Source organism: Ruegeria sp. CF5 (genome assembly GCF_056537325.1).
In genome coordinates, this window is sequence record NZ_JBQFRI010000010.1 from 25,702 (window position 1) to 37,849 (window position 12,148).

Annotated in this window: 11 protein-coding genes; 4 read left to right on the top strand and 7 right to left on the bottom strand. The window is 59.1% G+C overall.

What is annotated here, in order from left to right; genetic code table 11:
- The first annotated feature begins 52 nt into the window (after positions 1–52).
- Positions 53–1,435 (top strand): adenylate/guanylate cyclase domain-containing protein, encoded by a 1,383-nt coding sequence (locus ACR0NW_RS19715; RefSeq protein ID WP_480452296.1) that lies wholly within the window; start codon positions 53–55, stop codon positions 1,433–1,435.
- A gap of 45 nt (positions 1,436–1,480) precedes the next feature.
- Here the strand turns inward: ACR0NW_RS19715 and ACR0NW_RS19720 are convergent, their stop codons facing one another.
- Both ACR0NW_RS19720 and mutY read right to left on the bottom strand, forming a co-directional pair.
- On the bottom strand, positions 1,481–2,614 hold the full coding sequence (locus tag ACR0NW_RS19720; RefSeq protein WP_480452298.1) for an alkane 1-monooxygenase: 1,134 nt from the start codon (positions 2,612–2,614) through the stop codon (positions 1,481–1,483).
- Between the two features lie 59 nt (positions 2,615–2,673).
- The gene (gene mutY / locus ACR0NW_RS19725) at positions 2,674–3,729 is read right to left on the bottom strand and encodes an A/G-specific adenine glycosylase (protein ID WP_480452299.1); all 1,056 of its coding nucleotides are present in this window, start codon (positions 3,727–3,729) and stop codon (positions 2,674–2,676) included.
- Positions 3,730–3,810: 81 nt separating this feature from the next.
- Here mutY and ACR0NW_RS19730 point away from each other — a divergent pair, with 81 nt between their 5' ends.
- Genes ACR0NW_RS19730 through ACR0NW_RS19740 form a run of 3 tightly spaced genes read left to right on the top strand, consistent with a single transcriptional unit; the run spans position 3,811 to position 6,108 of the window.
- Positions 3,811–4,317 carry a DUF721 domain-containing protein gene (locus ACR0NW_RS19730; RefSeq protein ID WP_480452301.1) on the top strand — a complete coding sequence of 169 codons (507 nt, stop codon included), beginning with the start codon at positions 3,811–3,813 and terminating at the stop codon, positions 4,315–4,317.
- A 13-nt stretch (positions 4,318–4,330) separates the two neighbouring features.
- Positions 4,331–4,996, top strand: coding sequence for a DsbA family protein (locus ACR0NW_RS19735; RefSeq protein ID WP_170656046.1), 666 nt, complete (start codon positions 4,331–4,333; stop codon positions 4,994–4,996).
- Positions 4,996–6,108, top strand: coding sequence for a CaiB/BaiF CoA transferase family protein (locus ACR0NW_RS19740; RefSeq protein WP_480452303.1), 1,113 nt, complete (start codon positions 4,996–4,998; stop codon positions 6,106–6,108). Before ACR0NW_RS19735 ends, ACR0NW_RS19740 begins: the two co-directional genes overlap by 1 nt.
- Here ACR0NW_RS19740 and lpxK read toward each other — a convergent pair whose 3' ends face one another.
- The 5 genes from lpxK to ACR0NW_RS19765 form a co-directional block, all read right to left on the bottom strand.
- The gene (lpxK, locus tag ACR0NW_RS19745; protein WP_480452304.1) at positions 6,109–7,107 is read right to left on the bottom strand and encodes a tetraacyldisaccharide 4'-kinase; all 999 of its coding nucleotides are present in this window, start codon (positions 7,105–7,107) and stop codon (positions 6,109–6,111) included. It abuts the gene before it with no gap.
- Positions 7,094–8,329 (bottom strand): 3-deoxy-D-manno-octulosonic acid transferase, encoded by a 1,236-nt coding sequence (locus ACR0NW_RS19750; protein WP_480452306.1) that lies wholly within the window; start codon positions 8,327–8,329, stop codon positions 7,094–7,096. Before ACR0NW_RS19750 ends, lpxK begins: the two co-directional genes overlap by 14 nt.
- Positions 8,326–9,126 carry a 3'(2'),5'-bisphosphate nucleotidase CysQ gene (locus tag ACR0NW_RS19755; protein ID WP_480452308.1) on the bottom strand — a complete coding sequence of 267 codons (801 nt, stop codon included), beginning with the start codon at positions 9,124–9,126 and terminating at the stop codon, positions 8,326–8,328. Before ACR0NW_RS19755 ends, ACR0NW_RS19750 begins: the two co-directional genes overlap by 4 nt.
- Positions 9,113–10,459 carry a TldD/PmbA family protein gene (locus tag ACR0NW_RS19760; protein ID WP_480452309.1) on the bottom strand — a complete coding sequence of 449 codons (1,347 nt, stop codon included), beginning with the start codon at positions 10,457–10,459 and terminating at the stop codon, positions 9,113–9,115. Before ACR0NW_RS19760 ends, ACR0NW_RS19755 begins: the two co-directional genes overlap by 14 nt.
- A gap of 117 nt (positions 10,460–10,576) precedes the next feature.
- Entirely contained in the window at positions 10,577–12,100 is a 1,524-nt protein-coding gene (locus tag ACR0NW_RS19765; protein ID WP_170656035.1) for a DUF2125 domain-containing protein, read from the bottom strand.
- Positions 12,101–12,148: the final 48 nt, after the last annotated feature.

Sequence of the window (12,148 nt, forward strand, 5' to 3'; positions counted from 1 at the left end):
TGGATGGGTTTCCGATCCCTATCTCCTGTCTTGCAGCGAGGGAGCCAACGGCATGACCGATACCAGTGCAGGCCAATCCCGTTTTAGGCGGTTTTTTATCACGCAACCGGACAATTTCGATCTGGATAACAAATACACCGAAGCCGCGCTGGAGCGGCACAAGAACGAAGGGCTGGAATTGGCGGTGCGCGCCCGCTGGATTTCGATGGCGTTCATTGCGGTTTTCCTGATCTACGTGAACCCGCATTGGGAAGTGGTGTATTATCAGTTCATAATCGCGCTGGTGTGCCTGAACGGCTGGTTTATTCGCCGTGCCGGGCGCGTGGGGCAATCCAGAACCGAATTGTTCCTGATCTTTGTCGATTTGTTGATCATGACATTTGGCATGGTTGTGCCAAACCCATTCAGCGATGATGTGCGCCCTGTTGCAATGCAATATCGCTTTGACAACTTTCAGTATTTCTTTCTGATATTGGCTGCTGGAACGCTGGCTTATTCCTGGCGAACGTTATTCGCAATCGGATCCTGGACCGCCGCGATGTGGACTATCGGTTGGATTGCCGCCTGGTGGTTTTCGACGCCGATCCCCGAGTTGTCAGAGCGCGCTGCACAAGCCTTCGCAGGATATCCGGACGTGGCCGAGCTGATGGATCCGAACAGTTTCATGGTTCACATGCGCGTTCAGGAGGTTGTCGTCTTTGTTCTTGTGGCGGTGACGCTGGGGATTTCGATGCGGCGGTTGAACCGTTTGTTGATGTCCAATGCAGGACTGGAACGGGAACGTGCGAATCTCTCGCGGTATTTCTCACCTAATGTGGTGGATGAACTAAGCCAGAACGACGAGCCGCTGAAACAGGTGCGCAAAGAGAACATTGCCGTTCTGTTCATTGACATCGTCGGGTTCACCAAGTTCGCCGCCGGTCGCGATCCATATGACGTGATCGAAGTGCTTCGCGGCTTTCACGCACGGATGGAAACCGAGGTGTTTCGGCATCACGGAACGCTCGACAAATATCTGGGTGACGGCTTGATGGCGACTTTCGGAACGCCGGTGCCAACGGAATTTGACGCCAGCAATGCGCTGGCCTGTGCACGCACGATGGTCGATGTGATCGATCGGTGGAACCTTGAACGCCGCAGGTCAGGAGAGCCTGAAATTCACGTTGGCATTGGTGTGCACTACGGGCCGGTTGTTCTGGGTGATATCGGCGCGAACCGCCTGGAATTTGCGGTGATCGGAAACGCGGTCAATGTGGCGGCCAAGCTTGAGGCGCTGACCCGCGATTTTGGCGCGCGCGCCGTCGTGAGTGATGAATTGAAAGTTCAGGCCTTGAACGAAGTCAGGACGGGCAATGATCTGCTGTCGGGTTTTACGCTTCACAAAGATCAGGATATCCGCGGCGTCGAGGGGCGCATGGACGTCTGGGTTCTGTAGCGCGGCGCAGCGCATGGGCCGGCCCACGCGCTGCGGGTTCGGAAATCAACGGGGCAGGGGATTGAGGCCCTTGTTGTAGGACTTCCAGTCCGTAATTTCCGGGTAATACTGCCGCCGCCATGCCCGGACACGCGGGTTCATCACACGTCGCCACAGCGGCGGGATCATCGCAGCAACCGTCATGACCGGATAGCCATAGGGCAATTGCGGGGCAGCATCTGCGGAATGATGCTGCAAAAGCGGAAACCGACGGTCAGGTTTGTAGTGGTGATCGGAGTGACGTTGCAGGTTGATGAGCAGCCAGTTCGATGCCTTTTGCGAGGCGTTCCACGAATGTCTGGGCCGGACATGTTCATATTTACCGTCACCCAGATATTTGCGTGTCAGGCCGTAATGTTCGACATAGTTGACAAGCTCTAATTGCCAGATCGCGGTCCCCGCCTGCACCAGAAACAGGCCCAACCCCGACCACCCGCCGATCACCAATGCCAAAAGCAGCATCGCGCCCTGCAAGCCCCAATACCGCCAGAAAGGGTTGGAGAGGTCGGTCCACGGCAGGTTCTTGCGCGCAAGTTTTTCACGTTCTGACCGAAACGCGGATATCAGACTTTGCCGCAGGACACGCGGGTAGAACCTGTGAAATCCTTCATTATATCGTGCGGTCACGGGATCGCGGGGCGTTCCGACATAACGGTGATGAACCAGCAGGTGTTCTGATCGGAAGTGTGAATAAAGCACCATCGCCAGAAGGATATCGCCAAGCCATCTTTCATAGCGGCCTTTCTGATGCATCAGTTCATGGCTGTAGTTAATGCCAATCGTACCCGAGATCACACCCATGCCAAAGAACAGGGCGATCTTTTCGATCGTATCCAGGTGGCTGCTGTGGGTGGCAAACCAGATCAATCCAAACAGTGTGACAAACTGAACCGGTGCCCAGGCCTTGGTCAGCAGAATGTGCCATTCCAGATCTGCATCAGGGGTTTCGGGGTCGACGTTGTCCAGATTGAGGCCGGTTATGCGATCCAGAATCGCAAACAGCCACCATGTTGCCAACGGCACCAGGGCCAGCCACCAGCCGCCTGCAATTGCAGAAATCCAGATCATGGGAATCAGCAGGTAGGATATCCAGAAGGGCAGTGCGGTCTGCCCTCGCATGAGTGTTGTTGATGCCGTCATTGCGGTGCTCCGCTGTTGTCGCCGCAAGTTACCCCGGTCCGTGGGCGATGCACACGGGTCTATTGGCCGCGCCAGAGGTCATGAGCCTTGCGCATGACAGTCGGCAGGGCCGAGGGGCGAAAGTCGTGCCTGGCCACGATCAACAGTCCGTCAGGTTGAACAGCCATGGGCAAGGGGGCGGTCCAGATGTTCAGAATCAAATGGAAATGAGTGAACGTGTGACGGACCTCGCCGGGCAACATTTTCCAGTTTGCTTCGAACGGGGGCGTGTGATCCGGGGCCTCGGACCAGTCCGAACCGGGCCAGCCCATCATGCCGCCCAGCAGGCCCGTGTCCGGTCGCCGCTCCAGCAACATCGAACCATCGGAGCCCTGCGCGATAAAGACATGCCCATGCCGGGTCGGCTTGGGTTTTTTCGGGGATTTCTTCGGCAACTCGCCCGCAGTTCCCGCCTGACGAGCCTGACAGGGGGCAAACAGAGGGCAGATGCCGCAGGCCGGTGATTTCGGCGTGCAGATCGTCGCGCCCAAATCCATCACTGCCTGTGCATAATCACCCGGTCGCGTTTCCGGCGTCAAAGCCGTTGCCTTACCTTTCAGCACAGACTTGGCGCCGGGCAGTGGGTCGTGAATGTCATAAATGCGCGCCATGACGCGTTCGACATTGCCGTCCAGAACCGTTTCAGGTCGGTCAAAGGCAATCGCAGAAATGGCGGCCGCGGTATAAGGGCCAATTCCGGGCAGTTTCAGCAAGTCGTCATAGTGGGTGGGAAACCTTCCACCACGCTCATTGGCCACGGCGCGCGCGCATTTCAGAAGATTTCTAGCGCGTGCGTAGTACCCAAGCCCGGCCCATTCCGCCATGACGTGATCATCTTCGGCACTGGCCAGCGCCGTTACGTTCGGCCATCGACTGACGAACCGCAAGAAATAGTCGCGCACGGCAGCCACTGTTGTCTGCTGCAGCATCACCTCGGAAAGCCAGACTTGGTACGGGTCCGGCGCAATGCCATTTGCGCGCTCGGCAGGCCCAACCCGCCACGGCATTTCACGCGCGTTTTGATCGTACCAGTTCAGCAGGGAGGCGCTGACGTCGAATTCGTTATTGTCACGCAAGTTTTATTTATCTCCCTGTCGGGTTTCGCTGGCGCCCGTAGCCCTGCCCATTACAATAGCGCCGCAGTAAATGGAAACCAGATGCCGCCCAGACGCACCACCACTCGCGGGTTCAAACGTACCGCGACCCTGCTGAACGATCAGATTCGGCGCGCCGGCGAAAGCCGTGGTTTCGCTGTATCGCGTCTGTTGACCCATTGGGCCGAGATCGTTGGTCAGGACATCGCATCGATAGCCCGACCCATAAACGTCGGATATGGCAAAGGCGGATTTGGCGCCACGCTGACCGTTCTGACGACCGGGCCGCAAGCTCCGATGCTGGAAATGCAAAAAGAGCAGCTGAGGGGTAAGGTGAACGCGGTTTATGGCTATAACGCTATCAGCCGCATTCGTATCACTCAGACCGCGCCAACCGGATTTGCCGAGGGGCAGGCCAGTTTCGAGCATCGCCCGAAGCAGGTGAAACCCAATATCCCTCCCGAAATCACCGCCGAGGCTGACAGGACTGCACGCGACGTTCACGACAATGATCTGCGTGCGGCCCTTGAACGTCTGGGCCGCAACGTTCTATCCAAACAAAAACGCTGAGAAAGGGCTGAGAATGACCCGTATTGCATCCGTAATCTGTGCGGCAGTTGCCGTGGCGGCTGGTGCCTATTGGCTGACATCGTCGCCATCGAATGCTCCGGTTAATCCGCTGATCGGCAGCGCCGAGGCGCAGGAAGCCGATATTGACACCTCGACCGTGGTCGAAATGGTGCAGGGTGCCGAAGACGCGCCCGTAGAAATTATCGAATACGCCTCATACACCTGCCCGCACTGCGCGCGGTTCCACGAGGGGCCGTACAAACAGCTCAAGAAAGACTTCATCGACACCGGCAAGGTTAAATTCATCTATCGTGAGGTTTACTTTGACCGCTACGGCCTGTGGGCCTCGATGGTGGCGCGCTGCGCCGGGCCGGAAAAATTCTTTGGCATCACCGATCTGATCTTTGCGGGCCAGTCGGAATGGACCAAAGCCGGCGGACCGCCCGAGATTGTCGGAGAGCTGAGCAAGATCGGCCGCCTGGCCGGGATCGACAGCGAACAGCTTGATGCCTGCCTTCAGGACGGAACCCAGGCCCAGACACTCGTCGCCTGGTATCAGGAAAACGCCGAAAAGGACGGGATCAACGCGACGCCGACCTTCATCGTGAACGGCAAAAAGGTGGAAAACCAGTCCTATGACGACTTCAAGAAACTGATCGAAGACGAGCTGGGCAGCTGATGACTGCCCCGCTTGCCGGTCTGAAAGTTGTCGAACTGGCACGCATTCTGGCTGGCCCATGGGCCGGCCAGACATTTGCGGATCTGGGGGCAGAGGTCATCAAGGTGGAATCGCCTGCGGGCGATGACACGCGTGCCTGGGGACCGCCGTTTGTTACCCGAGACGATGATGTCTCTGCCGCTTACTACCACTCTGCCAACCGGGGCAAAGCCTCGGTCACAGCGGATTTTTCTACGCCCGAGGGTCAGGAAAAGGTTCGCGAACTTGTCGCGGATGCAGACGTTCTGATCGAGAACTTCAAGGTTGGCGGGTTGAAGAAATACGGGCTGGACTATGACAGCCTGAAAGAACTGAATCCCCAGTTGGTCTACTGCTCGATCACCGGATTTGGCCAAACTGGCCCCTACGCACACCGCGCGGGTTATGATTTCATCATTCAGGGCATGTCCGGGCTGATGTCGGTCACTGGTGAACCCGAGGGCCAGCCGCAAAAGGCGGGTGTTGCGGTTACGGACGTCTTTACAGGCATCTACGCCGTTGCCGGCGTTTTGGCTGCCTTGTATCAACGGGAACAGACCGGGCGCGGTCAACATGTGGACATGGCCTTGCTGGATGTTGCCGTGGCTGTGACAGCCAATCAGGCGCTGAACTATCTGACAACCGGCAATGCGCCCGAGCGGATGGGAAATGCCCATGTCAATCTGGCACCCTATCAGGTTTTTGACTGCGCTGACGGGCATATCATCATCGCCACAGGCAACGATCGCCAATACCAGCGGCTGTGCCGTGTGCTTGGTCTGGACGATATGGCCGAAGCGCCCGAGTTTCTGCACAACAAGGATCGGCTGGCCAATCGCCGGGTGATGATCGCCCGTCTGAACGGGGCGACTGCGCAACGGGGCAAAGCCGAGTTGCTGACAGCTTGCGAGGCGCAGGGCATTCCCGCCGGGCCGATCAATACGCTGGACGAGGTGATGGCAGACCCGCAAGTAATCGCACGCGGGATGCAGATCGAACTGGAGGGGGTGCCCGGTGTGCGCTCACCCTTCGTCTTTTCCGATGCCGATCTTTCCCTGACGCGGCCCGCGCCCAAACTGGGCGAGGACGACTGATCAGGGAGAGGGGGCAACAGCCAGCAGCATCTCTTTCACGCGTTGGCCTTCGGACACCTGCAATCGTACAGGCAACGTGATGACCTTGCTCCGAAACGCAGCTGGCAGCCGCACGGCGTCCTTTTCGGTTGTGACCATCTGCGCGCCCAGCAGTCGCGCCTCATTTTCCAGTCGCGTCATCAGGGCAGGGGTCAGGGGCTGATGGTCGTCCAGCGCCTCAGCCCGCAAAAGATGTGCACCCTGCGCCCGCAACGTCTGAAAGAACTTTTCCGGATATCCGATCCCGGCAAAGGCCAGAACCGGGTTGCCGGTCCAGTCCATGCCGGTTTGCAACGGCTGCACCTCTCCGGTGGCGTGAGGAACGGTGATTTTTGCGCCCCACTGATCGGAAAACTGCGCTTGCGCCTCTGGCGTTCCAAGCGACAGAACCAGATCGGCCCGTTTCAGGCCAATCTCCACCGGCTCACGCAGCGGTCCGGCTGGCAGGCACAGCCCGTTGCCAAATCCCCGTTTCGCATCGACCACAATGATCGAGAAATCCTTGGCCACCGAAGGATTTTGAAATCCATCGTCCAGAACGATGACCGTTGCGCCTGCCGCCGCAGCGGCTTGTGCACCCGCCGCGCGATCCTTGGCGACCCATACTTCGGCAAAGGCCGCCAGCAACAACGGCTCGTCCCCGACCTGTTCCGCAGTGTGTTTGCCAGGATCGACCTGTACGGGCCCTTCCAGCGATCCGCCATGCCCACGGGTTACTATGTGCGGGGTGTGCCACGCATCCCGAAGCTGTTCGAGAACCCAGATGGCGGTGGGGGTTTTCCCGGTTCCACCCGCATTCAGATTGCCAATGCAGATCACGGGAACGCCCGGGTTCGTCCCAGTTTCGGACGCAACACGGCGCGCCGTGGCCATGGCATAGATACTGCCCAGCGGCGCCAGCAGCCTTGCGCGCAAGTCACGCCGGTCAGGCGGGGTATTCCAGAACTCAGGCGCCCGCACCCTTCACCCTCCTCTGATCCAGAACCTCCTGCACCAGTTCGATTAGGTCGTCCGTCAGGGACGCCCCTTCGGTAACAATCTGCCATCCCGCAAGGGCCATCCCCGCAGCCCGGTCTGGTGCCAGCAATTCGACGATACTGTCGCCCAGTTCTTCCGCTGATTTCACATTGTTGGCCGCACCAGCTTCTTTCAGTCGCTTGTAAAGTTCCGTATGTCTTTGAACAAAGGGACCATGAATGACCGCTGACCCCAATGAAGTGGCGACCAGCGGATCGCGACCGCCTGCTCCGCCTTCCAGTGAACTGCCCATGAACGTAACCGGCGACACACGATACCACAGGCCTAGGTCTTCGGGATCAGCCGACAGGATGACCTGAGTCGTGTCCTCGATCGGGTCTCCATCGTCCCAATTGGCACACCGCAGATCCATCGATTCCAGCCTTTTTTGCAGCGGTTCGGCCTCGGCCTGATCTGCGACGTGCAGAATAAGCGCCAGACGCGGCAACATGCGCAAGGCCTGTCTGTGCGCCGACAGAACCGAGATGAATTCTTTTGCTTGTACCCATGCCGCCAGCCAGACCGGCCGCCCCGCAAGTGTATGGTTGGTTTCGATCAACTCATCTTCGGGCCACGGGCGCGGATTGGGGCTGAAACCCAAAGCGGGGCTAACTGTAACCTTCGAAGAGGGGATGCCCAACCGCCTGATCTGGCGCGCATTTTCCTCGTTCGTAGTTAGAATTGTCTGAAAGCAGTCCAAGGTATACCGGCTAATATCCGGCAGCCATCTGCCCCCCCGTTGAATGTTCACGTCTGCGGTCGCCTCCAGTAACACCAGAGGGATTCCGTGCTCTTCCGCCCGGGTGATAAGGTTGGGCATCAGGCCGCCACCCACCCAAAGCCCGATGTCGGGTCGCCAGTGTTCCAGAAACCCGCGCGCCGCGCCGGATTGGTCATGCGGCAGGTTCACCACGGGTTCCACGCACCCGTCCCAAGCCGCCAGAGTCGCATCCGTTGGTGCGGTCAGCAAAACCGAAAGCCCCGCGCGTGTCGGCAGCAATCTGCGGCAAAAATCGTCCACCGCACGCAGCCGGGCGCGCTCGCCAACATGAACCCATAACAACTCGCCATCGGGGCGGGGGCGGGCGGCGTCGCGGTTTCCGTTCTGACCGCCCCACGACAATACGCGATAGGCGGCAAGGCTGAGAGAGCGGGGTTTGCTCATGCTTCGATCCCCGTTCCTTTCGGATCGAGTTGCGCGCACAAAAGCTGGTGTACCTGTGTGCCGGCTGCAACCACGCCGTTCAGGCGCGGATGCGCGTTGTTGAATCGCAGGGGCTGACCTTGACGGTCCGTACAGGTCCCTTGCGCTTCGCGCAGGATCAGATCTCCGGCGGCTATGTCCCACTCCCAGCTTGGCCGCAATGTCAGCATACCGTCGAACCGGCCCTGACCCACAAGAGCCATTCGATAAGCCAGCGACGGTCGGTACGCGCGTTTGAACTCGGGCGGCTGACCTGCATGCCAATGGCGCGGTTCCAGATTTGGGCGCGCGGCCAGAATTTCGGCCTCGGTCAATACCGAAGCGCGTGAGGTGTGGATAGGCTCACCGTTCAATGTTGCCCCTGCGCCCTGTGCGGCGGCGTACAGCAGGTCGCGCCTTGGTAGATAGACGACCGCAGCGGTGATCACCCCGTTTTCCGAGACCGCCAGAGAATGCGCCCAAGTGCGCGACCCTTCAGCAAAGCTGCGTGTGCCGTCAATGGGATCGATGATAAACACACGGTCGCGTTCCAGCCGGTCCGCGGAATCCTCGGTTTCCTCGCTCAGCCAGCCATAGCCGGGCCGGGCTGCAGGCAGCCGCTGTTCCAGCATGGCGTTGACCGCCAGATCCGCTTCGGTCACCGGCCCTGCGCCTTCGGGCTTGTCCCAGCGCTGGGCCGTGTGACCGGAATAGCGCGTGGCAATCTTTCCGGCCTCAAGCGCGGCGTCAATCAGCAATGACAGGTCAGTTGCCGGCAAGTGTCATCCCTTCGATCAAAAGCGATGGAACCACGCGCGACAGGTAGGTTCGCGCGTCATTTGCCGGGATGATCCGCATCAGCATGTCGCGCAGATTGCCCGCTATGGTGCATTCGTTGACAGGAAATGCGATTTCACCGTTTTCCACCCAGAACCCGGATGCGCCGCGCGAATAATCGCCTGTGTTCGGGTTGATCGTCGATCCGATCATCGAGGTGACCAACAGACCGGTTCCCATATCCTGCATCAGTTCTTCGCGGCTTTTGTCGCCCTGCGTCAGGCTCAGGTTCCAGTTGCTGGGCGAGGGCGGGCCGGACACACCCCGTGCCGCGTTGCCTGTCGATGTCATCTCCAGCTTCCGCGCGCTGGACAAATCCAGTGTCCAGCCGCTCAGGACACCGTTCTCGACAATCGACCGTCGACGCGTGGGCAAACCCTCGGCGTCAAACGGGCGCGATCCCGAAATGCGCGGCCTGTGCGGTTCTTCAATGAGTGAAATGTGCTCGGGCAGGACCTGATCACCCAGACTGTCCTTCAGCCATGAGGCACCGCGCGCGATGGCGGACCCGTTGCTGGCCGCCAGAAGATGCCCGATCAGCGAGGATGAAATGCGCTCGTCGAACAGCACCGGATAGGTTCCGGTCGATGGCTGACGCGCACCAACCGATTGCACCGCGCGTTCGCCTGCTGTGCGCCCGATCTCAGCCGGGTCTCGCAGATCGGCCTGAAACGTGCGGCTGTCGCCGTCATAGTCACGCTCCATCCCTGTGCCTTCGCCAGATATGGCGACACAGGAAACAGACCGGCTGGACCGGGCATACCCGCCTGAGAACCCGTTGGTGGCAGCAAGATGGATGTTGTGGATGCCATAGCTCGCCGCGGCGTCGGAAACCTGCGACACTCCTTTTACCGCCATCGCGGCAGCTTCGGCGGCCAGCGCGTCCTGCATCAGTGTATCCGCGGATGGCTCTGGTGTCGGATCGAACAGCTCCAGCGCTTCCATGTCCCAGTTCTGTGCCAACTGGTCCGGCGCGGCGAGGCCGGCAAACGGATCTTCCGGTGCTTCGTGGGCCATGGCCACCGCACGCTCGGCCATCGCTGCCAGCGTTTCCGGTCGGCTGTCTGAGCTTGAGACGATGGCCTGCCGTTTGCCGATCAGAACCCGTAAGCCCAGATCCGTTCCCTCGGACCGTTCGGCATGTTCCAATGCGCCATTGCGTACTTCAACCGAAACCGAGGATCCGTCGATTACGATGGCATCCGCTGCCTCTGCCCCGGCCTTGCGGGCGGCATCCAGCAAATTATGGCTGAGTTCTTCGGGTGTTTGCGTCATAAGGCCTCCGTTCGATAGCAATGGACCTAGCCTTGCTCTGCCCGTCCCGCAAGACCCGAACCGATAACAAAAAAGGGCCGCGCGACGGGCGGCCCTTCGTAAAAGATTGACGGCGGACTACTTGATCCGCTGACCGTTGGCCAGAATCTGGCCATCTTCCTTGACTTCGATTGTCGACTTCAACGAGTCCGGCGCGTCGCCGGGTACGGCCAGCATACCCATCATCATCCGTGCGCCCATGGCGTCACTGTCCGACATCAGGCCCATGCCGATCAACTTGTCGATCAGGGCGTTTGCGCCGGTCAGATGCAGGTTCGCCACACCGGATGGCGCGGGCATTCCGTCAAACTCGCTTACGTTCGAATTGTCGAACTTGAACTCGCCGTCGCCGGTTAGCTTTGCGCCAACCATCGACACCAGTAATTCGTTGATCTTCAGCGAATGCAGCTCACCCGGCGGTGTTTGAGTGGCCTCCAGCGTCTCGGCCACGGCTGGATCAAGGAAGTTCACCTTCACCTTCGCTGTACCCGTTGTGTCCAGCGCGATGGTGGCCGGATCGCGCGGCAACGCACCTGCCGGGTCAAACATGCCCCATAGAATATCCGACATCGTGAAATCGGTCAGGTTCATCGCAAAGCCGAACGGCTGTTCGGCATCGGATGCCTGAACCGGAAGGTCGAATTTGAACCCGGCCTTGGCCATGGCCATTTCGATAGGGAAGGGCAGTTCCGCCGTTGTAACACCAAGATTTACGCCATTTTGAACAACATCATAGCCGATGTGATCCTGATCCATGCTGACCGCAAAGCGACCGCCTTCGGATGAGCTGTTCATGGTGAAATCTTCGCCTTCACCCGTACCGGCGATTTCAGTTGCACCCGATCCGTATGAGAACGCGCCGGTAAAGCCGAACCCGGCATCGATCATGCTTTGATAATCGCTGGCGCTGAAATCAGTCGGGATGGTACCGGTACCCTCGAAGGCAAGGGCATCCAGTTTCCCTTTGATCTTGCCGGAATCGCCACTTTCGGGATCATCGAAGGCTAGGTCATAGGTCAGGCTTCCGGCGGTGAAGCTTTGATCAATGTCGCGGCCTTCGCCGATTTTCATAACTGAGGTTCCGTTGACATCAGCCATGTCCATGTTCACCTTCAGCGCATCGGCAGGCACGGTTTCACCATCGGCCTCGATCGAGGTCAGCGCAATGCCAAGACTGTTCGCGGAATAGGTATAGGTCATGTCGTCGGGTGAGCCCGAAACGACCATGTTCAGAGCGTCATGGCTGTAGGTCAGAACTGCGTTGAACTCCTCACCTTCGCCTTCGCCGGAAATGACCATCGGGAAAGAGGTCGGAAAGCCAATGGTAACGGTTCCGTCACCGTTTTCCGTCAACGTCATTTCCGGGATGGTCATTTTGAATCGGTCATCAGTCTCGGGAATGGCCATTGCCATGGCCATGTTGGCAATTGTCGTGACATCACCCGAGCTGCTTTTGTCGCCCGTCACCTCATAGCCCATCCCGCCCAGATAGGCCTGCCAGTCCGCCCACACATCTTCGGCGGTCAGATCGGCCCAGGCACCCTGGGTGGCAACGGCATAAGCAATAACAGCACCAGCGCTGCGGCGAAGGAACAAAGACATAAGGAACCCTTCCTGATCAATTTTGCGCGCATCGTCGTGCCTGTGGCG